Annotated in this window: 26 protein-coding genes; 16 read left to right on the top strand and 10 right to left on the bottom strand. The window is 67.3% G+C overall.

The window, feature by feature from the left end; translation table 11 throughout:
• The first annotated feature begins 55 nt into the window (after positions 1–55).
• The 10 genes from V5F74_RS22040 to trmB all read left to right on the top strand — a co-directional run bounded on the left by V5F74_RS22040 (position 56) and on the right by trmB (position 10,367).
• Positions 56–745, top strand: coding sequence for a glutathione S-transferase family protein (locus tag V5F74_RS22040; protein ID WP_024281411.1), 690 nt, complete (start codon positions 56–58; stop codon positions 743–745).
• Positions 745–1,890 carry a tRNA epoxyqueuosine(34) reductase QueG gene (gene queG, locus V5F74_RS22035; RefSeq protein ID WP_394010011.1) on the top strand — a complete coding sequence of 382 codons (1,146 nt, stop codon included), beginning with the start codon at positions 745–747 and terminating at the stop codon, positions 1,888–1,890. Before V5F74_RS22040 ends, queG begins: the two co-directional genes overlap by 1 nt.
• A gap of 137 nt (positions 1,891–2,027) precedes the next feature.
• Positions 2,028–3,416: a tRNA (N6-isopentenyl adenosine(37)-C2)-methylthiotransferase MiaB gene (gene miaB, locus V5F74_RS22030; protein ID WP_029556345.1), complete on the top strand. Its 1,389-nt coding sequence runs from the start codon at positions 2,028–2,030 to the stop codon at positions 3,414–3,416.
• A 131-nt stretch (positions 3,417–3,547) separates the two neighbouring features.
• Positions 3,548–4,546 (top strand): PhoH family protein, encoded by a 999-nt coding sequence (locus tag V5F74_RS22025; protein ID WP_245279435.1) that lies wholly within the window; start codon positions 3,548–3,550, stop codon positions 4,544–4,546.
• A 3-nt stretch (positions 4,547–4,549) separates the two neighbouring features.
• Complete coding sequence (gene ybeY, locus V5F74_RS22020; protein WP_394009980.1) at positions 4,550–5,071, top strand: rRNA maturation RNase YbeY; 522 nt, start codon at positions 4,550–4,552, stop codon at positions 5,069–5,071.
• A gap of 24 nt (positions 5,072–5,095) precedes the next feature.
• Complete coding sequence (locus tag V5F74_RS22015) at positions 5,096–6,064, top strand: hemolysin family protein (RefSeq protein ID WP_024281416.1); 969 nt, start codon at positions 5,096–5,098, stop codon at positions 6,062–6,064.
• 83 nt (positions 6,065–6,147) lie between these two features.
• Positions 6,148–7,722, top strand: a complete 1,575-nt coding sequence (gene lnt / locus V5F74_RS22010) for an apolipoprotein N-acyltransferase (protein WP_394010010.1) — start codon at positions 6,148–6,150, stop codon at positions 7,720–7,722.
• A 99-nt stretch (positions 7,723–7,821) separates the two neighbouring features.
• On the top strand, positions 7,822–8,229 hold the full coding sequence (locus tag V5F74_RS22005) for a helix-turn-helix domain-containing protein (RefSeq protein ID WP_024281418.1): 408 nt from the start codon (positions 7,822–7,824) through the stop codon (positions 8,227–8,229).
• 107 nt (positions 8,230–8,336) lie between these two features.
• Positions 8,337–9,530, top strand: coding sequence for a methionine adenosyltransferase (gene metK / locus V5F74_RS22000; protein ID WP_029556340.1), 1,194 nt, complete (start codon positions 8,337–8,339; stop codon positions 9,528–9,530).
• A gap of 99 nt (positions 9,531–9,629) precedes the next feature.
• Positions 9,630–10,367, top strand: coding sequence for a tRNA (guanine(46)-N(7))-methyltransferase TrmB (gene trmB, locus V5F74_RS21995; RefSeq protein WP_394009979.1), 738 nt, complete (start codon positions 9,630–9,632; stop codon positions 10,365–10,367).
• A 9-nt stretch (positions 10,368–10,376) separates the two neighbouring features.
• On the opposite strand, the gene V5F74_RS21990 is transcribed toward trmB, so the two are convergent.
• The 9 genes from V5F74_RS21990 to hemE all read right to left on the bottom strand — a co-directional run bounded on the left by V5F74_RS21990 (position 10,377) and on the right by hemE (position 17,886).
• On the bottom strand, positions 10,377–11,243 hold the full coding sequence (locus V5F74_RS21990; RefSeq protein WP_394009978.1) for an NAD-dependent epimerase/dehydratase family protein: 867 nt from the start codon (positions 11,241–11,243) through the stop codon (positions 10,377–10,379).
• Positions 11,240–12,127: a lysophospholipid acyltransferase family protein gene (locus V5F74_RS21985; protein WP_250165503.1), complete on the bottom strand. Its 888-nt coding sequence runs from the start codon at positions 12,125–12,127 to the stop codon at positions 11,240–11,242. The genes V5F74_RS21990 and V5F74_RS21985 overlap by 4 nt, the downstream gene beginning before the upstream one ends.
• A gap of 47 nt (positions 12,128–12,174) precedes the next feature.
• Positions 12,175–12,558, bottom strand: coding sequence for a Fur family transcriptional regulator (locus tag V5F74_RS21980; protein WP_374254922.1), 384 nt, complete (start codon positions 12,556–12,558; stop codon positions 12,175–12,177).
• 154 nt (positions 12,559–12,712) lie between these two features.
• Positions 12,713–13,189, bottom strand: coding sequence for a GNAT family N-acetyltransferase (locus V5F74_RS21975; protein WP_394009977.1), 477 nt, complete (start codon positions 13,187–13,189; stop codon positions 12,713–12,715).
• Positions 13,186–13,869 carry a tRNA (adenosine(37)-N6)-threonylcarbamoyltransferase complex dimerization subunit type 1 TsaB gene (gene tsaB / locus V5F74_RS21970; RefSeq protein ID WP_024281425.1) on the bottom strand — a complete coding sequence of 228 codons (684 nt, stop codon included), beginning with the start codon at positions 13,867–13,869 and terminating at the stop codon, positions 13,186–13,188. The genes V5F74_RS21975 and tsaB overlap by 4 nt, the downstream gene beginning before the upstream one ends.
• A 128-nt stretch (positions 13,870–13,997) precedes the next feature.
• A complete protein-coding gene (locus tag V5F74_RS21965) occupies positions 13,998–14,558 on the bottom strand; it encodes a NifU family protein (protein WP_024281426.1) in 561 nt (186 codons plus the stop codon).
• Positions 14,559–14,823: 265 nt separating this feature from the next.
• On the bottom strand, positions 14,824–16,095 hold the full coding sequence (rho, locus tag V5F74_RS21960) for a transcription termination factor Rho (RefSeq protein WP_024281427.1): 1,272 nt from the start codon (positions 16,093–16,095) through the stop codon (positions 14,824–14,826).
• 292 nt (positions 16,096–16,387) lie between these two features.
• Complete coding sequence (gene hemJ / locus V5F74_RS21955; protein ID WP_374254840.1) at positions 16,388–16,813, bottom strand: protoporphyrinogen oxidase HemJ; 426 nt, start codon at positions 16,811–16,813, stop codon at positions 16,388–16,390.
• 26 nt (positions 16,814–16,839) lie between these two features.
• A complete protein-coding gene (hemE, locus tag V5F74_RS21950) occupies positions 16,840–17,886 on the bottom strand; it encodes a uroporphyrinogen decarboxylase (protein WP_394009976.1) in 1,047 nt (348 codons plus the stop codon).
• A 337-nt stretch (positions 17,887–18,223) separates the two neighbouring features.
• Between hemE and V5F74_RS21945 the strand changes: the two genes are divergently transcribed.
• The 5 genes from V5F74_RS21945 to dnaQ all read left to right on the top strand — a co-directional run bounded on the left by V5F74_RS21945 (position 18,224) and on the right by dnaQ (position 21,980).
• On the top strand, positions 18,224–19,078 hold the full coding sequence (locus tag V5F74_RS21945) for a pyruvate, water dikinase regulatory protein (RefSeq protein WP_250165499.1): 855 nt from the start codon (positions 18,224–18,226) through the stop codon (positions 19,076–19,078).
• Positions 19,079–19,200: 122 nt separating this feature from the next.
• Positions 19,201–19,800 carry a Maf family protein gene (locus tag V5F74_RS21940; RefSeq protein WP_250165498.1) on the top strand — a complete coding sequence of 200 codons (600 nt, stop codon included), beginning with the start codon at positions 19,201–19,203 and terminating at the stop codon, positions 19,798–19,800.
• On the top strand, positions 19,797–20,645 hold the full coding sequence (locus tag V5F74_RS21935) for a shikimate dehydrogenase (RefSeq protein WP_394009975.1): 849 nt from the start codon (positions 19,797–19,799) through the stop codon (positions 20,643–20,645). Before V5F74_RS21940 ends, V5F74_RS21935 begins: the two co-directional genes overlap by 4 nt.
• A gap of 3 nt (positions 20,646–20,648) precedes the next feature.
• Positions 20,649–21,248 (top strand): dephospho-CoA kinase, encoded by a 600-nt coding sequence (gene coaE / locus V5F74_RS21930; protein ID WP_394009974.1) that lies wholly within the window; start codon positions 20,649–20,651, stop codon positions 21,246–21,248.
• 9 nt (positions 21,249–21,257) lie between these two features.
• On the top strand, positions 21,258–21,980 hold the full coding sequence (gene dnaQ, locus V5F74_RS21925; RefSeq protein ID WP_029556329.1) for a DNA polymerase III subunit epsilon: 723 nt from the start codon (positions 21,258–21,260) through the stop codon (positions 21,978–21,980).
• A gap of 194 nt (positions 21,981–22,174) precedes the next feature.
• Here dnaQ and V5F74_RS21920 read toward each other — a convergent pair whose 3' ends face one another.
• Positions 22,175–24,187, bottom strand: coding sequence for a thioredoxin domain-containing protein (locus V5F74_RS21920; protein ID WP_394009973.1), 2,013 nt, complete (start codon positions 24,185–24,187; stop codon positions 22,175–22,177).
• Between the two features lie 138 nt (positions 24,188–24,325).
• On the opposite strand from V5F74_RS21920, the gene mnmE reads away from it, so the two are divergent.
• Entirely contained in the window at positions 24,326–25,636 is a 1,311-nt protein-coding gene (gene mnmE / locus V5F74_RS21915; RefSeq protein WP_394009972.1) for a tRNA uridine-5-carboxymethylaminomethyl(34) synthesis GTPase MnmE, read from the top strand.
• Positions 25,637–25,680 lie beyond the last annotated feature (44 nt).

The following is a 25,680-nucleotide window of genomic DNA, read 5'->3' as shown; positions in this document are numbered from 1 at the left end:
ATAGGACACGCCGGGTGCCTCGCCCCCTCCCTTCGACCCCCGGCGAAATCGGCCCATGTACCTGCATCATCATCCCTTCTGCCCACATTCCCGATTCGTCCGCCTGCTGCTCGCCGAGTACGGCCTGGAGCCGGAGCTGGTGGAGGAGCGCGTGTGGGAGCGACGGCCGGGTTTCCTCGCGCTCAATCCGTCGGGGGAGACGCCAGTCATCGTGGAGGAGATGGCAGCTTCGGTGCCGGGCGCCTTCATCATCGCCGAATATCTCGATGAGACCCGGGGCCTCGCCCTCGGCACCCACCGGCTTCTTCCGGAGGACCCGGCCGGCCGCGTGGAGGTGCGCCGGCTGACCCAGTGGTTCAACGAGAAGATGTATGTCGAATCGACCGAGCCGCTGGTGCGCGAGCGCATCCACAAGCGCTACATGACGCGCGAGCAGGGCGGCGGTTCGCCGGATGCCACCTCGCTGCGTATGGCGCGCGCCAATCTGCGCTATCATCTGAAATACATCGGCTGGCTGGCCAAGGCGCGCAAATGGCTCGCCGGCGAGAAGCTGAGCCAGGCCGACCTTGCCGCCGCCGCGCATCTCTCGGTGGCCGACTATCTGGGCGATGTACCGTGGGACGAGGACGAGCACGCGAGGGATTGGTACGCGCGGATCAAGTCGCGCCCGACCTTCCGCGCCCTGCTCACCGAGAGCATCCCGGGGATGCCCCCCTCCAAGACCTACGCGGACCTCGATTTCTGATCGACGCGGGCGGCCTGGAGGAGATTGTCCGCCGCCTCGCCCGTGAAGAAGGGTTCGATGCCGTAGGCATCGCCCGGCCCGAGGCCGCCCGGCCCGCCGGAGAGAAGCTCCGTGCCTGGGTCGCGGACGGCGCATACGGCGACATGGGCTGGATGGCCGAGACGCTGGACCGCCGCGCCGATCCCCTGACGCTATGGCCGGACATGCGCAGCGTCATCCTGCTCGGCCTCAATTACGGCCCTTCGGAAGACCCCCGCGAAGTGCTGGCGCAGAAGAGCGCGGGCGCCATCTCGGTCTATGCGCGGGCCGAGGACTATCACGACATCATCAAGCCGAAGCTCAAGCGCGTCGCCCGCGCGCTGCTGGCGGAGGCCGGCCGGCGCGGTGTCCCCGCCGATGTGAAGGTGTTCGTGGATACCGCACCGCTCATGGAGAAGCCGCTCGCCGCCGCAGCCGGGCTGGGCTGGCAGGGGCGGCACACCAATCTGGTCTCGCGGGAATTCGGCTCCTGGCTGTTCCTCGGCGCCATCGCCACCACGCTGGAGCTTCAGCCCGACGCGCCGGAGAAAGACCATTGCGGCTCCTGCCGCGCCTGTCTCGACGCCTGCCCGACCGCAGCGTTTCCCGCGCCCTACGTCATCGATGCGCGGCGCTGCATCTCCTACCTCACCATCGAGCACAAGGGGCCGATCCCGGCCGAGCTGCGCCCCCTCATGGGCAACCGCATCTATGGCTGCGACGACTGCCTCGCTGCCTGCCCCTGGAACAAGTTCGCGCAGATGGGCCAGGAAGCGAAGCTCGCCGCCCGCGCGGAGAACGACGCCCCGCCGCTGGCGGAACTGGTGGCGCTGGACGACGACGCCTTCCGCGCCCGCTTCCCGAAAAGCCCGATCAAAAGGGTCGGCCGTGACCGGTTCGTGCGCAACGTGCTGATCGCCATCGGCAATTCGGGAGATGCCGACCTGCTGCCGCAGGTGGAGGCGCGGCTGGCGGATGAATCCGCTCTGGTAAGAGGTGCTGCGGTGTGGGCGTTGGGGCGGCTTTCGGATGCCGCGGCGGTCACGCGGCAGGCCACCCGACGGGTACCTGTGGAGACCGATCCCGCGGTCCTCGCCGAGTGGAGGGCAGCGGCATCAGCCGACTAAGACCCGCCGCCCATTTCCATCCGCCGGGTTTGCCGGTAGGATCAAAGCCTCACGGAACCATCAAGGGGGCGACAAGAGCTGGCGTCACGATCGCGTCGCGCCCACACGCGAAGATCGACGGCGACAGAACAGGCGACATGCACGAGCCCCGCAAGCTTTATGTGAAGTCCTTCGGCTGCCAGATGAACGTCTACGATTCCCATCGTATGGCGGACACGCTGGCACGCGAGGGATATGTGGAGACGCAGGACCCGGCCGAGGCCGACCTTGTGATCCTCAACACCTGCCATATCCGCGAGAAGGCCGCCGAGAAGGTCTATTCCGAGCTCGGGCGCCTTCGGAAGCAGAAGCAGGAAGCCGGCTCCGACACCATGATCGCCGTCGCCGGCTGCGTCGCCCAGGCCGAGGGCGCCGAGATCATGCGTCGCGCGCCGGTGGTGGACGTGGTGGTCGGCCCCCAGAGCTACCACCGCCTGCCCGAGCTGCTCGCCGAGGCGAAGACCGGCAAGCGGGTGGTGGACACCGAATTTCCCGCAGACGACAAGTTCGATCACCTGCCCGCGCCCACCCGCGCCGCCACGCGCTCGCGCGGTCCGGCGGCGTTCGTGACGGTGCAGGAGGGCTGCGACAAGTTCTGCACCTTCTGCGTGGTGCCCTACACCCGCGGCGCCGAAGTCTCCCGCCCGGTCACGAAGATCCTCGACGAGGCCGCCCGCCTCCTCGACCAGGGCGTGCGCGAGATCACCCTCATCGGCCAGAACGTCAACGCCTTCCACGGCGAGGGGCCGGACGGGAAGGTCTGGAGCCTCGCCCGGCTGATGGAGCGCCTCGCTGAGATGGAAGGGCTGGCGCGCCTGCGCTACACCACCTCCCATCCGCGCGACATGGGCGACGACCTCATCGCCGCCCACCGCGACCTGCCGCAGCTGATGCCCTATCTGCACCTGCCGGTGCAGTCCGGCTCCGACCGCATCCTCGCGGCCATGAACCGCAAGCACGGCCGCGAGCTGTTCCTCTCGCTCATCGAGAAGATGCGCACCGCGCGGCCGGACCTCGCCCTCTCCTCCGACTTCATCGTCGGCTTCCCCGGCGAGACGGATCGCGACTTCGAGGACACGCTCGATCTGGTGCGCGAGGTCGGCTTCGCCAGTGCCTATTCCTTCAAGTACAGCGCGCGCCCCGGCACCCCCGCCGCCGAGCACGAGGGACAGGTGCCGGAGGAGGTGATGGCCGAGCGCCTCGCGGAGCTGCATCGCCTGCTCGAAGCCTCAAAGACGGCCTTCGACGCCGCCTGTCGTGGCCGCACCTTCGATATCCTGCTGGAGAAGCCCGGCCGGCAGCCGGGCCAGCTCATCGGCCGCTCGCCTTATCTCCAGAGCGTGGTGGTGAACGATCCGCCCGCCGGCATCGGCGAGCTGCTCACCGTCACCATCACCGATGTCGGCCCGAACAGCCTTGCCGGCGTTCCGGCCGAGACGCCCCTTTCCCCCGCTTTGTCCCGGCCGCTTGCGGCCATGGAGGCCTGAGCTTGCGCAGATCCGGCAGCGACAACCGTGATCGTCCCCTGGCGGCCGCAGCGCCGCAGGCTTCCCCCGGTCCTGCCCGCGCGGCGGTCACGGCCCCGTGGGCCGATCCGGACGAGCCTCCGGCGGCCCATGTGGTGCTGGCCTTCGACGACAACCGGCTCGCCACCCAGCTGTTCGGCCATTACGGCCGCAACCTCGCCCTCATCGAGCGCAAGCTGGGGGTGAAGGCGGATTCGCGCGGCAATCATGTGACGCTGGAAGGCGAACGCGATGCCTGCGAGCAGGCCCGCGCCGTGCTGGAGCACCTCTACGAAGCGCTGCGCAAGGGCCGCGACATCAGCCAGGGCGACGTGGACGGCGCCATCCGCGAAGTCACCTCGCAGGGCTCCCTGTTCGATTTCGACCCGGCCGAGCAGCGCCAGTCGTTCGACGAGATCCATCTGCGCCGCCGTCCGGTGCGCGCCCGCACCGCCGCGCAGGATGCCTATATCCGCGCGCTGAAGCGGCACACCCTCGTGTTCGGCAACGGCCCCGCCGGCACGGGCAAGACATGGATCGCGGTCGCCTACGCCGTCCATCTGCTGGAACGGCGGATGGTGGACAAGATCATCCTCTCCCGCCCGGCCGTTGAGGCCGGCGAGCGCCTCGGCTTCCTGCCCGGCGACATGAAAGAGAAGGTCGATCCCTATCTGCGGCCCATCTACGACGCGCTCTATGACCTGATGGATCGCCCCTTCGTGGAGCGGGCGCTGCAGTCCGGCGAGATCGAGATCGCGCCGCTCGCCTTCATGCGCGGGCGCACGCTTTCCAACGCCGCGGTGATCCTGGACGAGGCGCAGAACGCCACGTCCATGCAGATGAAGATGTTCCTCACGCGCCTCGGCGAGAACTCCCACATGATCGTCACCGGCGACCCGAGCCAGACCGACCTGCCCGGCGGGCAGATCTCCGGTCTCGCCGAGGCGGTGCGGCTGCTGGAGGGCGTCGAGGGCGTCGGCATCTGCCATTTCAAGGCCGAGGACGTGGTGCGCCACGAACTGGTGCAGCGCATCGTCTCGGCCTACGAAAAGCTAGACGCGGCCAAGATCGAGGCCGCCTCCGCCCGCCTCGCCGGCAAGGCGGGGAGCTGAGCCATGGCTGTGCCCGCCCCGCTTCCGCAGGCTCTCGAGATCGACGCGGACATCGACGTCGCCGTGGAGGCCGAAGGCTGGTCCGTCATCGCGGACGCCGAGGCCGTGGCCATCCGGGCCTGCCGGGCGGCGCTGGCCGCCTGCGCCGAGGACGTGCCCGAGCCGTGCGAGGTGGCCATCACCCTCACCGACGACGCGCGCATCCGCGTGCTCAACCGCGACTGGCGGGACATGGACAAGGCGACCAACGTCCTGTCCTTCCCCCAGCCGGACCTGCCGGACGACATCGACGCCCCCCAGCCGCTCGGCGACATCATCGTCGCACTGGAAACGCTCAGCCGCGAGGCCGAGGCGGAGGACAAGGCGCCGGCCGACCATCTCGCCCATCTGGTGGTGCACGGAACGTTGCACCTCATGGGCTACGACCATCTCGAAGACAACGAAGCAGAGGAAATGGAGGCGCTTGAGCGCGACATCCTCGCGGGCCTTGGGATCGCCGATCCCTATGGCCTGCCCCAGGACTGACGTGAAGGCGGCTTGATAACGACCATGTCCAACATCGACCAGCCGACCGAGACCAGCTCTTCGGAGCCGCAAAGTTTTCTCGATCGATTGCGTGCCCTCCTCGGCACGTTCCGCCCGCACGGCTCCCTGCGCACCGACCTCGTGGAGGTGCTCGCCGCGGCGGAGACACCCGAGGAGGAGGGGGAGTTCACCCCATCCGAGCGCAAGATGCTGCGCAACATCCTGCACCTGCGGGAGGTGGGCATCGGCGACATCATGGTGCCCCGCGCCGAGATCGTCGCCGTGCGCAAGGACGCGCCGCTGGGCGAGCTGCTGAAGCTGTTCGTGACCGTCGGTCATTCCCGGCTCGTCGTCTACGACGACACGCTGGATGACCCCGTCGGCATGGTCCACATCCGCGACCTCATCGCCTTCCTCGCCGGCGACCTCGCCTCCGAATCGGGCAAGATCGACCTCGGCAAGGTCAATCTCGACGCGACGCTGGAGACCGCCGGCCTCATCCGCCGCATTCTCTATGTGCCGCCCTCCATGCCGGCGGTGGACCTGCTCGTCTCCATGCAGGCGGCCCGCACCCACCTCGCCCTCGTCATCGACGAATATGGCGGCACCGACGGCCTCGTCTCCATCGAGGACGTGGTGGAGGAGATCGTCGGCGAGATCGAGGACGAGCACGACGAGGCGGCCGAGACGCTGCTCACACGCCAGCCCGACGGCAGCTATCTCGCCGATGCCCGCACGCCGCTGGAGGCCGCGGTGGAAGTGCTCGGCACCGGGTTCGCTTCGGAAGAGGCGATGGAGGAGGTGGACAGCGTCGGCGGCCTCGTGGTGCGCATCGCCTCCCGTGTGCCCAAGGCCGGCGAGGTGATTTCCCTGCCGGGCGGCTTCGACGTGGATGTGGTGGACGCCGATCCCCGCAGGCTGAAGAAGCTGCGCATCATCCCGCCCCGGGATCTCGACGGCTCCGCCGCCGGGCACGCCGCGTCCGACGCCTGACCTTCCGCGTGGCTTTTCCCTCCAAGGTCGCCCCCCGCCGCGGCGCGCCCACGACAGGCCTGTCGTGGCGCGGGCGCATCCTGATGCTGCGCTTCCTCACCGGCTGGCGCCGGCGCTTCGTCGCCTGGACGGCGGGGGCGGTCGGCGCCCTCGCCATGCCGCCATTCGATCTGTGGCCGGTGCTGGCGCTCAGCTTTCCGGTCCTCGTGCTGCTCCTCGACGGGTGCCGTGGCGATCTCAGGACCCGTCTCGTGGCGGCCGCGGGGGTCGGCTGGTGGTTCGGCTTCGGCTATTTCCTCGCCTCCCTCTGGTGGATCGGCGCGGCCTTCCTCGTGGAGGCGGACGTGTTCGGCTGGCTGCTGCCGTTCGCGGTGGTCTCCATGCCGGCGGGACTGGCGCTGTTCACGGCGTTCGGAACGGTGGTGGCGCGGCTCCTGTGGTCGAAGGGCGGCCTAAGGCTGTTCGCGCTCACCTTCGGCCTGACGCTGGCGGAATGGCTGCGCGGCCATGTGCTCACCGGCTTTCCCTGGAACACCTATGGCTATGCGGTCTCCGACGATCTGCTGCTGATGCAGGCGGCATCCGTGGTCGGCGTCTGGGGCCTCACCTTCTTCTGCGTGCTCCTGCTGTCCACGCCCGTCCTGCTCCTGACCCCCGGCCGCCGGGGTCTTGCCGCCGTCGGTGCGGCGGCGCTGGTCATCGCAGGGACGGCGCTGTGGGGTAGTTACCGGCTGTCCGTGACGCCGCTTGAGACCGTGCCCGGCGTGGCGCTCCGGGTGATGCAGCCGAACCTCTCGCAGGACAAGAAGTTCGCCTATGACCGGCGCGAGCAGATCCTGAAAGACTATCTCGCGCTGAGTGCAGGGAAGAGCGAGACCTATCCGGGCGGGCTCGCTGACGTCACGGTACTGATCTGGCCGGAATCGTCCTTTCCCTTCATCTATGAGCGGGAACCCTGGGCGGCCGAGGCCATTGCTGCGGCCCTGCCGTCCAACGTGACGCTGGTGACGGGCGCCGTCCGCTACGACTTCCCTCCGCCGGGCCAGCGGTCGCCGTTCTTCAACTCGATCAGGGTGATGGACCATCGCGGGCGGGTGCTGACCAACACCGACAAGGTTCATCTGGTGCCATTCGGAGAGTATCTGCCGTTCCAGGCGGAGCTTGAGGCCCTTGGCCTGGAACAACTTACGCGTGTGCGAGGTGGTTTCTCTTCCGGCGCGGAACTCCGCGCGCTCCAGATCCCCGGACTGCCGCTCGCCTCTCCGCTTGTATGTTACGAAATTATCTTTCCTGGAAAGGTAGTTCCCCAGGGTCCACGCCCGGCCTGGTTGCTCAATCTCACGAATGACGCGTGGTTTGGCCTGACCCCCGGTCCCTACCAGCATTTCGCGCAGGCCCGCATGCGCGCTGTAGAGGAAGGGCTTCCGCTGGTCCGCGCGGCGAACACGGGGATTTCTGCAATCGTTGATCCTATGGGACGTATTGTCGCATCACGTGACCTCGGGCAGGAGGGTCTGGTGGATGGTCCCCTGCCAAAGCCGCTGCAAACGGTTTCCGTTGCAGCCAAGCTTGACCGTATATTGGTCCCCGGGCTTCTGGCAGCTGCTCTGGCGCTAGCTTCCGTACCGCTTTGCGGTTGCAATACACGCAGAGGTTGATCGACGCGTTCCGATTGTATGCCTATGTTCGCCGGCAATCAGGGCAGCCTTCGCGCAGCGAAGTATTGAGTAATCTTTTCCGACATAGCCGGAGAGACCATGGTCAAGAAGGCGCCGAACCCTATTGATAAGCACGTTGGCTCGCGTGTCCGCATGAGGCGGATGATGGTGGGAATGAGCCAGGAGAAGCTGGGCGAGCATCTGGGCATCACGTTTCAGCAGATTCAGAAGTACGAGAAGGGTACGAATCGCATCGGCGCGAGCCGGCTTCAGCAGATTTCGACCACCCTTGGTGTTCCCGTCGCCTTCTTCTTCGAAGGTGCCCCCACCGTTGGACCCGAGGGCGAAGGTTTCTCCGAGGAGCAGTCCCCGGCCTACGTCTCCGACTTCCTCGCCACGTCCGACGGACTGACGCTCACCCGGAACTTCATGCGGATTTCCGACGCCCGCGTGCGTCGGCGCATCGTCGATCTGGTGATCGCCATCGCCGGTGAAACCGAGGCGTGAAGCGTTCGTTTTGGCGAACGTTTTCGCGCTGACGACCTTGACCGCCCGCCGCTGCGTTGCCACAAAGGGCGGCCGCACCGCGGCGCGGGCGCAAAAGGGGCCGTCACATGGCGCGTCAATCGTATCTGTTCACGAGTGAATCGGTTTCCGAAGGGCATCCGGACAAGGTCTGCGACCGGATTTCGGACGAAGTGGTGGACACTTTCTTCCGCACTGCGGAAACCGAGGGCTGGGACCCGAGCCAGATCCGCGTCGCGTGCGAGACGCTCGCCACCACCAACAAGGTGGTGATCGCTGGCGAGACCCGTGGTCCGTCCTCGATCACCCGGGACCTCCTGTCCCACGCCGCGCGCCTTGCCATCAAGGACATCGGCTACGAGCAGGCCGGCTTCCACTGGGAGACGGCCGACATCGACGTCCTACTGCACGCCCAGTCTGCGGACATCGCGCAGGGCGTGGACATCGCCGGCAACAAGGACGAGGGCGCCGGCGACCAGGGCATCATGTTCGGCTATGCCGTGCGCGAGACCCCGGAGCTGATGCCCGCTCCCATCTATTATGCCCACAAGATCCTGAAGGTGCTGGCGGAAGCCCGCCACTCCGGCGAGACCCACGCGCTCGGCCCCGATGCCAAGAGCCAGGTCACCGTCCAGTACGAGAACGGCAAGCCGGTCGGCGTCACCCAGATCGTGCTGTCGACCCAGCACCTGGATGAGCACCTCACGTCCCACGACGTGAAGTCCATCGTCGAGCCCTACATCAAGAAGACCCTGCCGGATGGCTGGGTGACCGACGCCACCGTCTGGCACGTCAACCCCACCGGCAAGTTCGTTATCGGCGGCCCCGATGGCGACTGCGGCCTCACCGGCCGCAAGATCATCGTGGACACCTACGGCGGTGCCGCGCCCCACGGCGGCGGTGCCTTCTCCGGCAAGGACCCGACCAAGGTGGACCGCTCGGCCGCCTATGCCGCGCGCTACCTCGCGAAGAACGTGGTCGCCGCCGATCTCGCCGACCGCGCCACCATCCAGCTCGCCTACGCCATCGGCGTGTCCGATCCGCTGGCGGTCTATGTGGACCTGCACGGCACCGGAAAGGTGGACGAGGCGAAGCTTGAAAAGGTGCTGCGCGAGGTGATGAACCTGCGCCCCCGCGGCATCCGCGAGCATCTCGGCCTCACCAAGCCCATCTACGCCCGCACCTCTGCCTATGGCCATTTCGGCCGCGCGCCGGAAGCGGACGGCGGCTTCTCCTGGGAGAAGACCGACCTCGTGGACGCGCTCAAGGCTGCGGTGGCCTGAGCCCTCAGGGGCTGCCACCGTAGCATCTTGACCCATCTGTGTTGACCCACCGGCCGGATTGCCCTGCAGTCCGGCCGGTGCCTTTTTCAGCATGACCCCATGAGCCAGCAGCCGAGCGAACCCCCAAGCCAGTCCGCGCCCCTCCCCTCCGCCGCCACGGACTTCGAGGCGCGTGGGGCCTTCTATGGCCGGCGCATCGGCAAGACGCTGCGTGGGCTGCAGCAGGACGCCCTCACGCATCTGCTGCCGCGCTACAAGGTCGATCTCGACGTGGCGTCCGTTCCCGCCAGCCTCTTTCCCGAACCGAGGCAGGGATATTGGCTGGAAATCGGCTGCGGCTGCGGCGAGCACCTGATCGACCACGCGGCCCGACGGCCCGAGATGGGCTTCATCGGTGCCGAGCCCTTCCTCAACGGCCTTGCCAGGATGCTGGTGGATCTCGACGCCCGCAGTCTCGCCAACGTGCGGGTCTTCGACCTCGACGCGGCGCTGCTGCTCGACCGGCTGCCCACGGCGAGCCTCGATGGCGTCGATCTTTTCTATCCCGATCCGTGGCCGAAGAAGCGGCATTGGAAGCGGCGCTTCGTGCGTCCCGACAATCTCGACCGGCTGGCCCGTGTCATCCGCCCCGGCGGCGTGTTCCGCTTCGCGTCCGACGTGCCGCATTATGTGGGCTGGACCCTTGCCCATGTGCGTGCGCACGGCGCCTTCACATGGACGGCGCAGCGGGCCGACGACTGGCGCAAGCCCTATCCGTTCTGGCCGGGCACGCGATACGAGGCCAAGGCCATCGCGCAGGGCCGCGTGCCCACCTACCTCACCTTCGTGCGGCGCTAGAACCTGCGCTCAAGCGCCCGCCGCGTGAAGCGCGGATAGCCCCTCGCGGTAGGTGGGATAGCGCAGCGTCACCCCCAGATCTTCCTTGAGCCGGGCATTGCCGACACGCTTGTTGCCGGACCAGAAGGAGAGGGCCATGGGGCTCATCTCCCGCGCCGCCTCATCGAAGGGAATCGCCGGCGGTGGGTCCATCCCCAGCAGCTCCGCAGCATAGGCGATGGGATCACCGGGCGGGGCGGGCAGGTCATCTGTGACGTTGATGATGCCGTCGTAACGGTGCGCGATCGCCGCCCGGATGGTGCAGACGATATCGTCCACATGGATGCGGTTGAACACCTGCCCCGGCTTGTCGATGCGCCGGGCCTCGCCCGCGCGCAGCTGAACCAGCGCGTTGCGCCCGGGTCCATATATGCCGGCAAGGCGCAGCACCGCGACCCGGACGCCGTGCCTGCGGCCGAAGGCCTGCCAATCTGCTTCCGCTTTCAGCCGCCGTTCGAGGCGCGCGCTGCCCGCGCGCGGCGGGGTCGCCTCGTCCACCCAGGCCCCGTCGTGGTTCCCGTAGACCCCGAGCGTGGTGAGATAGACCACCTGCCGCAGGCGGCCGGCGGCCAGAGTTTCCGCGGCGCAACACAGGATAGGGTCGCCCCGATCGTCCGGTGGAGCGGACGCCAGCAGAATCTGGACATCGCCCAGAGCCGCCGGGAGACCATCCCCAAGCGTCCTGCCATCGAAGGCGAAAGCCTCCACGTCGGGCGGAAAGGCGGAGAGGCGGGCCGTGTCCCGTGCTGTGCCGATGACGCGGCCAAACGCCGCGCGATCCTCGGCCAACAGGTGCCGGGCGCAATAGCCGAAGCCGATGGCGGCGAGCGAGATCATGACCGGTTGATGCCGGAGGTGCGGGCGTCCGGCAAGGGGCCCGACGCGTCAGCATCTGCCGCCCGGCCGGCGAGGGCGCTGGAGCACAGCCGGCGCACCGTCGCCTCGCTCTCGCGCGTCACGCTTTTGCGGTCATGGGCGGCATCGAGCCGCACCGGCACGCCGAAGGTGACTTCCACGTCGATGGCGCCGTGGCGCAGCACGTCCATCAGATGCGGTGCCAACTCCATGTCGCCGAACCAGGCGGCCACGGGCCGATGGCTGCGGCCCATGGGCAGGCCCTGAAGCCGGACATAGGACACGGCGAGGGGCTGCACCACCACCTCCGCCCCGGCGGCGAAGGCCTCGCGCGCAGCGCCCACCAGGGCGGTGCGGAATGGCAGCACGCGGTTGCCGTCGCTCGACGTGCCCTCGGCGAACAGCACCACGGGGTCGCCATCGGCGAGGCGATCGGCAATCTCCCGGTTCACCGCGCCGGTGGCATGGCGGCGCTGGCGATCGACGAAGACGGTGCGCTGGAACTTGGCGAGAAGCCCGATGAGCGGCCAGCCGGACACCTCGCTCTTGGCCACGAAGAACAGGGGCGTGAGCGAGCCGACCACGGGGATGTCGAGCCAGGAGGCGTGATTGGCAAGGATCAGCAGCGGGCGGTCCGCAGCCGGCGTGCCGCGGACATGGACCCGCACGCCGATGAGCCGCAGCAGGATGCGGTGATAGAGCCGTGGAATGTGGCGGCGGGCATCGAGACCGAGCTTCAGCGAGATCCACTGAAGGGGAATGCCGACCAGCGTCACCCCCCCGACCACGCTGAGCACGCCGGCAAGCCGCAGGCGGTCCATCAGGCGCGAAAGGGCAGGCTGCTCCGGCCCGAGGGGCGGCAACAAATGACCGTCGCTGGAAGCGGGCGCCGACGGTCGCCCGCCGGGAGGCGTCACTGCTTCTCGTCCTCGTCGAGCGGCACCGCATAGAGCTCGAGGCGGTGGCCACGGAGCTTGAAGCCGAGTTCGCGAGCGATCTGCTCCTGCAGCGCCTCGATCTGCTCGGAGCGGAATTCGATGACCTGACCAGACCTGAGATCGATCAGGTGGTCATGGTGCTCGTCGGGCATCTGCTCGTAGCGGGCCCGGCCGTCGCCGAAATCGTGCCGCTCGATGATGCCAGCGTCCTCCAGCATCTTCACGGTGCGATAGACCGTGGAGATGGAGATGTTGTCGTCGATGGCCACGGCGCGGCGGTGCAGCTCTTCCACGTCGGGATGATCCTGCGCGCCGGACAGCACGCGGGCGATGACCCGGCGCTGCTCGGTCATCCGCATGCCCTTGGCGAGGCAGGCTTCCTCAATGAGGCTGATCTTTCCGCTCAAGCGGGACCTCCGCGACGACCCAGGGACATTCCTCTGCCTTATCGCGCCGCCGCTTCCGCGCCGCAAGGGGGCGGACAAAGGCTTGCCACCACTCATTTGCCGAAGCTCAAAAGTCGCGGCGCAGCAGCAGCGCATCGGCGCCGCCCGCATAATAGCCCCTGCGCCGGCCCACCTCGCCATAGCCAAGGCGCGCATAAAGCGTGCGGGCGGCGGCATTGCCTTCCTCCACCTCCAGGAAAGAGGTGGAGACGCCTTCCGCGGCGAGCCGGGCCAGGTGGAAGGAGACCAGCGCCCGGCCAACGCCCCGGCGGCGGCGGTCGGTGACGACGGCGACGGTCAGGATTTCCGATTCGGGCGTCACGCAGTGGGACAGGACGAAGCCCACCGGCGGCTTGCGGGGTCCAAGCGTCGCCACATGGGCGCGCACGGCGCGGTCGGCAAGCAGCCGCTCGAACTCGTCGGCGTCCCAGCCACGCGCGAAGGCGCGGGCGTGGATGGCGGCAAGATGGGGGATATCCGCCGCCGTCGCGGCCCGCAGCAGTGGCGGGCGGGGCGGGAACAGACGGTCGAACAGGCGTTTCATCGGCGGGCGATGCGGGCCTTGTCCTGCGGCTTGGCATCTGGGGGCCGCAGGTAGAGCGGGCGCGGCTCGGCCGCTTCGGGATCAGCGACGGAACCGAGACGGGCGACCCATGCCACGTCGGGGGCCGGCGTATCGTCGACCAGCTCCGGCAGTTTTTCAGACGGCGGCCAGGCATCGGCCACGAGATTGGCCCCGGAGCCAACGATCCGCACCGCACCGATGGCCACGGAGCGCGCCGCCTCCCGCACGCTGGTGATGCGCGGGGCGATCAACGTGCGTCCGCCGACACCAAACATCTGGAGGAACACATGGCCGTGGCGGGCATCAATGGCGGACACCACCGGCACGGCATCGTCATGGGCAAGATAGGGTGCGGCGAGGGCGGCCAGCGTCGTCACGCCCACCACCGGCCGATTGGAGGTGAGGCCGAAGCCGCGGGCGGCGGACAGGCCCACCCGAAGGCCGGTGAAGCTGCCGGGACCCACCGTGACGGCAATGCGGGCGAGATGCTCGAAATCGATGCCGGCGGAGCTCATCACCTGCTCCACCAGAGGGATCAGCGTCTCCGCATGTCCCCGCTCCATGAGCAGCGAATCGCCCGAGACGATGCTGTCCGTCTCGGTGTCGAGCACCGCGGCGGAGCAGGCGGCAAGCGCCGTGTCTATGGCGAGGACATACATGAACGCGGGCACCCCGATCGCCGCCACGATCAACCGAAACCGTGGCGGGGGGAAGCGACCCGGCACGCTCACTTTCGGGAAAGGTTAATGGGACCGTTCCCGAATACCGTCAAACCGGGTCCGCGTCGTCAGACAGCCCGGACTTCCGCCACTTCCGGCACAAAATGCTTCAACAGGTTCTCGATGCCGTTCTTGAGCGTGGCCGTCGAGGAGGGGCAGCCCGAGCAGGAGCCCTTCATGTTGAGGAACACCACACCATTCTCGAAGCCGCGGAAGGTGATATCGCCGCCGTCATTGGCGACCGCCGGGCGCACGCGGGTCTCCAGCAGCTCCTTGATGGTGGCGACGATCTCGCCGTCCTTGGCGTCGAAGAACTCATCGCCGTCGCTGACATCCGGCTTCACGCCCTCGGACAGGACCGGGGCGCCGGACATGAAGTGCTCCATGATGGCGCCGAGAATGGCCGGCTTGATCTGCGGCCACTCGCTGTCGGCCTTGGTCACGGTCACGAAGTCCGAGCCGAGCATCACCGCCGACACGCCGCGCACGTCGAACAGGCGCTGGGCGAGCGGGGAGAGATCGGCATCCTCGGCCGAACGCAGATCGAGAACGCCCTCGCCCAGCACCGAACGGCCGGGCAGGAACTTCAGGGTCGCCGGGTTCGGCGTGGTTTCCGTCTGGATGAACATGGCCAATCCTCAAAAGAAACGGTGCGGGGAAAACCCGCCGGTTTCTCTCAAGATAGGGAGGACGCCGCGAAACGGGAAGGGAGCTATCCGGGATCGTCCCGAATTGACACGCCCCGCTCCAGCTTCACCGAACAGGGGCGGAACGAAAGGCGCGCGAATCACACGCCGGTTTCGGTTGGCCATTTGTTCCGTGGGGACAGGGCCGGGCTGACCCGGCCCCTTTTGAGGGAATGAACGCTCGTGAACGAGCGCTCAGCTATTCCGCTCAGGTATTCATGGAGTCGAAGAAGTCCTGGTTGGTCTTCGTCTGCCGCAGCTTGTCGAGCAGGAACTCGATGGCGTCCACGGTGCCCATCGGATTCAGGATGCGGCGCAGGACGTACATCTTCTTGAGCGTGTCGGCGGGAACCAGCAGCTCTTCCTTGCGGGTGCCGGACCGGGTGATGTCGATGGCCGGGAACACGCGCTTGTCGGAGACCTTGCGGTCCAGGATGACTTCCGAATTGCCGGTGCCCTTGAACTCTTCGAAGATCACCTCGTCCATGCGCGAGCCGGTCTCGATCAGGGCGGTCGCGATGATGGTGAGGGAGCCACCTTCCTCGATGTTGCGCGCCGCGCCGAAGAAGCGCTTGGGCCGCTGGAGGGCGTTGGCGTCCACGCCGCCGGTCAGCACCTTGCCGGAGGACGGCACCACGGTGTTGTAGGCGCGGCCGAGGCGGGTGATGGAATCCAGGAGGATCACCACGTCGCGGCCATGCTCGACCAAGCGCTTGGCCTTCTCGATGACCATCTCGGCCACCTGCACGTGGCGCACGGCCGGCTCGTCGAAGGTGGAGGAGACCACCTCGCCCTTCACCGAGCGCTGCATGTCGGTCACTTCCTCGGGCCGCTCGTCGATGAGCAGCACGATCAGGAAGCATTCCGGATGGTTGGCGGTGATGGACTTGGCGATGTTCTGCAGGAGCACCGTCTTGCCGGTACGGGGCGGCGCCACGATCAGGCCACGCTGGCCTTTGCCGATGGGCGCCACGATGTCGATGATGCGCGGCGAGAAGTCTTTCTTGCTGCCGGTCGGCTCATCGTGCTCAAGCTTCAGCCGCTCGTCGGGATAGAGCGGCGTCAGATTGTCGAAATTGATCTTGTGCCGCGACTTCTCAGGGTCCTCGAAATTGATCGTGTTGACCTTGAGCAGCGCGAAATACCGTTCGCCCTCCTTGGGGCTCCGGATCTGCCCCTCAACCGTGTCGCCGGTGCGCAAGCCGAAGCGGCGGATCTGGGAGGGGGAGACGTAGATGTCGTCCGGACCGGGCAGATAATTGGCCTCGGGAGAGCGCAGGAAGGCAAATCCATCCTGCAGCACCTCGACGACACCCTCGCCGATGATCTCCGTCTCGGTGGCAGCCAGCTGCTTGAGGATCGCGAACATCAGCTCCTGCTTGCGGAGCGTGCTGGCGTTTTCCACCTCATTCTCCTCGGCGAAGGCGAGGAGCTCGACGGGGGTCTTGGACTTGAGGTCTTGAAGTTTCACTTCCCGCATAAGGGAAAGCCTCGATGGGTATTGGGGGGCCGGGGGCCGATCGGTCAGGATCGGGGTCGGCTCGTGGGGGGAAGGACGGGATCGCAGGTCTTCAGGGGGAGCCGGGGGCACGCAGCTCGCCGCCTGACGCGCCGGCCGGACCAAGACGGCTCCACCAGGACAGCGTCTTCAAGACGACGCCACGAGCGGATGCCGGACCGAAAGGAAGCGCGTTCGCCTGCGTTTGGGAAAGCACGCGCAAGATAGGCGTGCCTTCAGGGGTGCGCAAGTCCCCCTAAAGGCGTGGGTCGGATCAAAACGGTTTGACCACCACCAGAATGACGATGGCAATCATCAGCAGCGTCGGGACCTCGTTGGCGATGCGGTAGAAGCGCGCCGGCCGGGTGTTCCTGTCCTCGGCGAATTCGCGCACCCAGCGCACCAGGAAACCGTGCATGGCGGACATGGCCAGTACCAGCGCGAACTTGGCGTGAAACCAGCCCGCCTTGTACCAGCCGCCCTCGTACACCAGCCACAGGCCGGCGAGCCAGGTGACGATCATCGCCGGGTTGATGATGGCCTTGAGCAGCCGGCGCTCCATGACCTTGAAGGTCTCCGACTGCACCGAGCCGATCTCGGCGGCGCAGTGGTAGACCATGAGGCGCGGCAGATAGAGCATCCCCGCCATCCACGCGATGACGGCGATGATATGCAGCGCCTTGATCCACTCATAGAGCATTGAAACAAAAGCCTTATCTGTCCCGTTCAGCGAGCGCGGCGCACCAGTTCGACGAACTTTTCCACATGCTCCAGCGGCGTCTCCGGGCGGATGCCGTGGCCGAGGTTGAAGATGTGGCGCACCCCGTCGAAATCGGCGCGGATGCGCTCCACCTCCTCCTCCAGCGCGGCACCACCGGCGATCAGCCGCAGCGGATCGAGATTGCCCTGGAGCGCCACGTCGTCGGACAGACGCTGGCGTGCCGCACGGCGATCGGCGGACCAGTCGAGACCAATGCCGTCGATGCCCACGTCGGCGAGCGCCTCCAGCGCCTCAAGAGTCGCCCCCTTCGGAAAGGCAATGATCCGGACATAGGGATGCTTCGCCTTGAGCCCCGCGACGATGCGGCGCAGGGGTTCGGCGCACCAGCGCTCGAAAGAGGCCGGGTCGAGCACGCCCGCCCAGGTGTCGAAGATCTGCACCGCGTCGGCGCCGGCTTCCACCTGCCCGGACAGATGGATGATGGAGGCTTCCACCAGCCGGTCGATCAGCTCCTGGAACAGTTCCGGCTCGCGCAAGGCGAGGAGGCGCGCCGGCGCCTGATCGTCCGTGCCCTGCCCCGCCACCATGTAGGTGGCCACGGTCCATGGCGCGCCGCAGAAGCCGATCAGCGCCGTCTCAGTGGGAAGCTGGGCCCGCACGTCGGCGATGGCCTCATAGACCGGCCCCACCTTGGCCGGATCGAGCGTATCCGACAGCGCCGACAGCGCGGCGCGATCCGCGACCGGCGTCAGGCGCGGACCTTCACCGGCCTCGAAGCGCAATCCCGTGCCGAGCGCATGGGGGATGACGAGGATGTCCGAGAAGATGATGGCCGCATCGAAGCCGTAGCGACGAATGGGCTGGAGCGTCACCTCGGCGGCGAGGCGCGGCGTGTAGCACAGGGTCAGGAAGTCGCCCGCCTTCGCCCGCACAGCACGGTACTCCGGCAGATAGCGTCCGGCTTGGCGCATCATCCAGAGCGGAGGCGGATCCTGGATCGTGCCGTCGAGAACCGAAAGGAAGCGCGATCGCGTGGCTGGAGAGCGGTCCATCCCGTTCCTTCAATCAAAGAGAGATATTTTTAAAAGAGAGAGTCTTTGTTGTCTTAACGGTTGATTAACCAGTTGCCGGCTCGTCGACAACCGATCCACAGCGGAACCCATAGCCGACACGCGACTTGCCGCGGATGCGAAGCCGGCGAAAGGCAGGTTAACAAAGGATTAACGCACCCCCCGAGGAAACCCGTCCACATCGACGCACAGGGCGGGATGGGAATCTCTCCCGCAGGGTGATCGTGTGGATGGATTTCGGACTTATCCAGAGGCCGCCCTTGCAAGGGGCCAGAACGCGTGCCTTCCTCAACAGCCTTCCACAGGAGCGGTGGACAAAGTGACTCAGTCGAAGCCTGGCGAGGCCTATTTCCACCTCCACCTCGTGTCGGACGCCACGGGCGAAACCCTGATCAACGTTGGCCGGGCGGCCAGCGCGCAATATGCGAATGTGCTGCCCATCGAACACGTCTACCCGCTGGTTCGTTCCATGAAGCAGCTGGAGCGGGTGCTGATCGAGGTGGAGTCCAATCCCGGCATCGTCCTATTCACTCTGGTGGACAAGGACATCCGCAGCCGCCTGCGCTCGCGCTGCGAAGAGCTGGGCCTGCCGCATCTCTCGGTGATGGCGCCCGTGGTCCGGCTGTTCCAGTCCTATCTCGGCGGCGAGCCGACGCCGCGCGTGGGTGGCCAGCACGCGCTGGATGCCAGCTATTTCAAGCGCATCGACGCGCTCAACTTCACCGTCATGCATGACGACGGGCATCTCACCGAAGACCTCGAGCATGCCGATGTGGTGCTGCTTGGCGTCTCGCGCACCTCCAAGACGCCGACCTCCATCTATCTTGCCAATCGGGGGATCAAGGCGGCGAATATCCCCCTCGTGCCCAACGTCCCGCTGCCGCCGAACATCGAGAAGCTGAAGAAGCCGCTGGTGGTGGGCCTCGTCGCCAGCCCGGAACGCATCGTCGAGATCCGCCAGAACCGGTTGCTGGGGCTCAATGCCGTGGAGACGGGATCATCGACCTATACGGATCGCGAGGCGGTTTCCGAGGAGCTGGCCTTCTCCCGCCGCTTGTGCGCGCGCAACGGATGGCCGCTGATCGATGTCACGCGTCGCTCCATCGAGGAAACTGCGGCCAACATCCTCAGCCTCTACAGCGATCACCGGCGCCGCTCCATCGCTGAAACCTGAGGCCGCCGAAGCTGAGGCGTGGCGTCCGATCGGGCTGCGCTTTGGTTTGCATCGCGGACGCAGGCGTGAGATCAGCGCAGTGCGTCATTTTTTGACGGCAGCGCAACAGAGGAGAGACGATCGTGTGGCGTGGCGAACAGCCGCTCGTGCTCGCGTCCAAAAGCGCGACCCGGTTGACCCTTCTCGTGCACGCGGGCTTGCCCGTGGAAACCGTGGCTGCCGAAGTGGACGAACGCGCCCTCCAGGACGCCGCCGGTGAAATGGATCCGGCCGGCATCGCCCTTCTGCTCGCACGGGCGAAAGCGTTGTCGGGATCGAAGGCCGCGCCGGGGCGGCTCGTGCTGGGTGCCGACCAGACCTTGGCGCTGGGGCCGAAAATCTACCACAAGCCGGTCTCGGTCGAGGCTGCCCGCAAGCAACTGCTGGAACTTGCCGGCCAGACCCATGCGCTGCATTCGGCGGTCGCGGTGGCGTGCGACGGGGAGGTGCTGTTCGATACGGTGGTGAGCGCTTTTCTCACCATGCGCCCGCTCACCGAAGAGACCTTGAGCGCCTATTTTGCGGCGGCCGGTCCCCGGGTTCTGACCTCGGTTGGCGCTTATCAGCTGGAATCGGTGGGGGTGCATCTCTTCACCCGGGTGGATGGAGATCACTTCACCATTCTCGGCCTGCCGCTGTTGCAGCTTCTGCCCTTCTTCCGCGAGCAGGGGCTGCTGCCATGACGCTTCGGGCCTGTGTCACCGGCCAGCCCGTCACCTATTCCCGCTCGCCGCTGCTGCACGGCTATTGGCTGAAGGCCTATGGCATTGACGGCGCTTACGAGCGCGAGGAGGTGCCGCCGGAGACGGCGGCGGATTTCTACCGGAGCCTTGCCGTGCGCGGCTATGCCGGCTGCAACGTCACGTTGCCCAACAAGGAGATCGCCTTCTCCGTCCTCGACGAGGCGGACGAGAGCGCGGCCGCCTTGGGTGCGGCCAACACCCTCTGGCTGGAGGGTGGCAAGCTCCATGGAGCAAGCACCGACGGCTATGGCTTCATCGCCAATCTCGACGCCTCCGCGCCGGGCTGGGACGGGGCGCGCAACTGCGCTCTGGTGGTTGGCGCTGGTGGTGCCTCACGCGCGGTGGTCCACGCGCTGGTCGGCCGAGGCTTCGACCGGGTGGTGCTCGCCAATCGCACGCTGGAGCGGGCCGAGACGGTGGCATCCCTCTTCGGGCCGCGCGTGCGCCCCCTCGCCTTCGACCGCATCGTCGAGGTGATGGGCGAGGCGGATATCCTCGTGAACTGCACGTCGCTGGGCATGAAGGGATCGGACCCGCTGACGCTCGATCTTGGTCGGCTGCGCCCCGAGGCGGTGGTGAGCGACATTGTCTATGTGCCGCTCATGACGCCTTTGCTGAAAGCCGCTTCCGCCGCTGGCTTCCGCACCGTCGACGGGTTGGGCATGCTGCTGCACCAGGGCGTACCCGGTTTCCGCCGCTGGTTCGGCGTGACACCCGAAGTGACGCCGGAGCTGCGGGCGGTTCTGGTGGAAGACCTTCGCGCCAAGGGGCAGCTGGAGGCCTGAAAGATGTGGGTGCTCGGCCTCACCGGCTCCATCGGCATGGGCAAGTCGGCCACCGCGCAGATGTTCCGGGCGCTGGGCGTGCCGGTACATGATGCCGATGCTTCGGTCCACGCGCTCTATCGGGGTGGGGCGGTGGCACCGGTCGAGGCGGCTTTTCCCGGCGTGGCCCGTGACGGTGTCATTGATCGTGCGGCTCTGGGCGCCCGAGTGCTCGGTGACGCGGAGGCGATGAAGCGGCTGGAGGCCATCGTCCATCCTTTGGTGCGCGAAGCCGAGACGGCTTTTCTCACCAAGGCGCGGGAGAGTGGAGTGCGTCTCGCCGTTTTGGACATCCCGCTCCTGTTCGAGACGGGCGGAGACAGGCGGGTGGATGCCGTAGCTGTGGTCAGCGCGTCGAAAGCTGTGCAACGCGAGCGCGTGCTCGCCCGCGCGGGCATGACGGACGAGAAATTCGCGACCATTCTCGCCAAGCAGATGCCGGACGACGAGAAGCGCCGCCGCGCCCATTTCGTCATCGATACCGGGCGCGGCTTTGCCGCTGCCGAGCATCAGGTGGCCGGCATCGTGCGCGCTTTGTCGGGGCCGGGTCGGCGGAAGGGGTGAGGGGAAGCCATGCGCGAGATCGTGCTCGACACCGAGACCACGGGCCTCGAAGCCTATGGCGGCGATCGGCTGGTGGAAATCGGCTGCGTCGAGATGGTCAATCGCATCCTCACCGGCAACGTCTTCCACGTCTATATCAACCCCCAGCGGGACATGCCGCAGGAGGCGTTCAACGTGCACGGCCTGTCGGCGGAATTTCTGTCCGACAAGCCGATCTTCTCGCAGGTTGCTGATGAATTCCTGGAGTTCATCCAGGAAGATACTTTGGTCATCCACAACGCCGCGTTCGACATCGGCTTCCTGAATGCCGAGCTGGAGCGCCTCGGCCGCCCGTCCATCGCCCGCGACCGGGTGATCGACACGCTGGCGCTGGCCCGCCGCAAGCACCCCGGCGGCGGCAATCGTCTCGACGACCTGATGAACCGCTATGGCATCGATTCGTCGCGTCGGGTGAAGCATGGCGCGCTTCTCGATGCCGAGCTTCTGGCGGAGGTCTATAGCGAACTGCTCGGCGGACGGCAGGCGACCCTCATCGGCCTCGTGGAGGAAAGCACCGAGGCGCCGCGCCTGGTGGTCGAGGCGCGCGCCGCACACCCCCGCCCCGTTCCGCTACCCGCGCGAATCAGTGCGGCCGAATCGGAGGCTCATGCCGCCTTCGTCGCGGCACTGGGTGAGAAGGCGATCTGGCTGAAATATGCCGACACGCCCGAGGCGGAGAAGACGGCGAGCTGAGTCGGTGACGTCTGCAGCCAGAGATGATTTTTACAACCTAATTTCAATCAAAAGTTGATCGATTAGGAGGGTCGCTGGCGGCGAAATCGCCTTTGGTCCGGCTCATTGGTCATCCGGTTTTCCCCACCCGCTGGTGACTCTCCCAAGCGATTTTAGAGGGTGGGGTCTTCCGGTGGCGCCTCGGAATGGGGCTTTCAGCCTAAAATCGCCGCCACTGCCGCCTTTACCCCGTCCGGCTCGGTCACGGGCAGTGAACAGCGCTCTCCGACGCACACGAAGGCCGCTCCCCCCTCAGGGGCGGACGCGATCCGGGCTGCCGTGACGCTTCCGACAGGCGCCGCCACCCCTTCGGCGCGCACCACGACCCGGAGCGGGAACGGGACCTTGAGCGCAGCCTGGGCCAGCGCCTCCCCTTTCGCACCGGTGGTGACGATCTCGGCGAGGCCGAGACGCGTGGCGATGGCGTTCAGGGTGGCGCCGTGGGCGAGCACGTTGCGCGCGGCCGCGCCCGACAGGCCGGTGAGAATGCGGTCGGCGCGCGGGCGCAGGCTGTCATCGCCGGTGAGGGCGGCAAGCCGGATGAGGGCATCGGCGGCGACCGCATTGTAGTTCGGCACCGCCTCGTCATGGGTCGCGGAGGGCCGAACGATGAGGCTGTCCCCGTCGTCCGCGGTGAGGAAGTAGGTCCCCGTCGCGGGGTCCAGGTGGTGCTTTTCCAGCGCATCGAGGAAGGTTGCCGCCAGCCGGAAGGGCGCCTTGTCCCCCGTCGCCTCGGCCAGCGCGATGCCGGCGCGGGCCATGGCCGCGAGGTCGGAGGCAAGACCCGGCGTCACCATCTTGTCCCTGCACCAGGAGTGCGCGAGCCGGCCGTCCTTCACCATGTGCGCCGTCACCGCGCCGAAGGCCGTGCGCGCGAGACCGATCCATTCCTCCTCGCCCAGGAAGGCACCGGCGCGGGCGAGCGCGGCGATCATCAGCCCGTTCCAGTCGGCCAGCACCTTGTCGTCCCGCCCCGGCCGCACCCGCCCCGCCCGGCGCGCGAGCAGCTTTTCGCGCAGGGGCATGAGCCGCGCCTCATCCTCGGCCGTGACCACCCCGGCATCGGTGCGGTTGAGGATGTTTCCTTCCTCCCAGTTGCCGGCCTTCGTCACGTCGTAGATGCGGGCGAAGAAGGCGGCGTCCGTCGCTCCGAGAACCTCCTCGATCTCCACCAGCGACCACACATAGAAGCGCCCCTCGTGCCCCTCCGAATCGGCATCGAGGCTCGCCGTGAAGGCGCCGGAGCGGGCCAGCATCTCCCGCTTCAGCCAGCCCACCGTCTCGCGGGCGCGCTGGAGGAAGAGCCGGTCGCCGGTGTCGGCATAGGCCAGCGCCAGCAGCTCCAACAGCAGCGCGTTGTCGTAGAGCATCTTCTCGAAGTGTGGGACGAACCAGATCTCGTCCACCGAATAGCGGGCGAAGCCGCCGCCGAGATGATCGTATATGCCGCCCTCGCACATGCGGTTCAGCGTGAGCGAGACCAGCGCCTTCATGGCATCGTCGCGGTTGCGGTTGCCGGCGCGCCAGAGCAGTTCGAGCAGGCCTGACTGGGGGAATTTCGGTGCGCCCTTCAGGCCGCCATGCACGGGATCGATCAGCGGCACGAGGCGCCGGGCGGCATCGTCGAGATCGTCCATGCCGATGGCGACGCCTTCCGTCGGCTGGGCCGCCTTCTTCAGCCGGGCGAGGATCGCCTGCGTGTTCTTCTCCACCTTCTCCGGGCTCTCGGAGAAGACGGATGAGACCTGCTGCAACACCTCGGTGAAGCCGGGCCGGCCATAGCTCGCCTTGGGCGGAAAATAGGTGCCGCCCCAGAACGGCCGGCCTTCGGGGTCGAGGAACATGGTGAGCGGCCATCCCCCGCTCTGTCCCAGCTGCTGGAGCGCGGACATGTAGATCTGGTCCACGTCCGGCCGCTCCTCCCGGTCCACCTTGATGTTCACGAACAGCGCGTTCATCAGCGCCGCGATCTCGGGATTCTCGAAGCTCTCGTGGGCCATCACATGGCACCAGTGGCAGGCCGCATAGCCGATCGACAGGAGGATGGGCTTGCCGGTGGCGCGCGCTTCGGCGAACGCCGCCTCCCCCCAGGGCCACCAATGCACCGGGTTGTCCTTGTGCTGGAGCAGATAGGGGCTCGTCTCGCGGGACAGGCGATTGAGGCTCATGTCGGAAATCCTTCGGCTTTGGCCGGCTTTGAAGGCAACGTGATCGCAGGATAAAGGTTCGGGCGAAGAAACGGGGTGCGGGGCATCTGGTCCAGGACGCCGTGCAAATCCGCAGCCACTCGTCTGGAGGATCAGGCCATGTCCGGTGAAACCGCCAGCGACACCATCTTCGCCTTGTCTTCGGGCCGACTGCCTGCCGGCGTCGCCGTGCTCCGCCTCTCCGGGCTGGAGGCCAGCGTCGCGGCGCTGGCGCTCTCGGGCACCCTGCCCCCGCCCCGCATGGCCCGCTATTCGGCCCTTCATCATCCCGCGACGGGCGAGGAGCTGGATCGCGGACTGGTGCTCTTCTTCCCCGGGCCGGCGAGCGCCACGGGGGAGGATGTGGTGGAGCTGCATCTCCACGGCGGGCGCGCGGTGGTGGCGGCGGTGCTGCGTGCGCTCGCCTCGCTTCCCGGCCTTCGTCCGGCCGAGGCCGGCGAATTCACCCGGCGCGCCCACGCCAACGGCAAGCTGGACCTCGCGGAGGTGGAGGGTCTCGCCGATCTCATCGCGGCGGAGACCGAGGCCCAGCGCCGGCAGGCCATGGCGCTTGCCTCGGGCACTCTCTCCCGCCGCGTGACGGGCTGGCGGGAGGGGCTGGTTTCCGCCCTCGCCCTTCTGGAAGCGGGCATCGATTTTTCCGACGAAGCGGATGTGGCGGAGGATGTGGCCCGGCCGGCGCTGGACCTCATCGGCGGCCTCCATCGCGAATTGCTTGCCGCGCTGGCGGATGCGGCGCGGGGCGAGCGGGTGCGGGATGGACTTGTGGTGGCCATCGCCGGCCCGCCCAATGCGGGAAAATCCTCCCTGCTGAACCGCCTCGCCGGGCGGGATGCCGCCATCGTCTCCCCCATCGCCGGGACGACCCGCGACGTTCTGGAGGTGCATCTGGAACTCGCCGGCCAGGCGGTGACGCTGCTCGATACGGCCGGCCTGCGCGAGACGGTGGACGCCGTGGAAGCCGAAGGCGTGCGCCGGGCGCTCGCCCGTGCGGAGGTCGCGGATGCGGTGCTCTGGCTCAGCGACGAGGGGACTCCGCCGCCCGCCGCCTTCGCCGCCGCCATATGCGTGCGGACGAAGATCGACCAGGGCGGGCCTGTGCCACACGGCTTCATCGGCCTCTCCACCGTCACCGGAGACGGGATCGAGGATGTTGTTGCGGCCATCGCGGCGCGGGCCGAGGCGCTGTGCGGCCGTGAGCCCGCACTGGTGACGCGGGAGCGCCAGCGGCTCGCTCTGGAAGATGCGGCCCGCCATCTGGAGCGGGCCATGGATGGGCATGGCGCGCATGAGGAGCTGCGGGCCGAGGATGTCCGCCTCGCGGTGCGGGCGCTCGACCAGACCATCGGCCGGGTGGATGTGGAGGATGTGCTTGATCGCCTCTTCAGCACCTTCTGCATCGGCAAATGAGCGCCGGGCCGGCGTGTTTCACGTGAAACATTCTGCCCAGCCTT

The sequence above is a fragment of the Xanthobacter aminoxidans genome (assembly GCF_043193615.1).
GTDB lineage: Bacteria > Pseudomonadota > Alphaproteobacteria > Rhizobiales > Xanthobacteraceae > Xanthobacter > Xanthobacter aminoxidans.
Note: the sequence above shows the minus strand (reverse complement) of the source record. Positions and strands in the feature narration are given on the sequence as shown.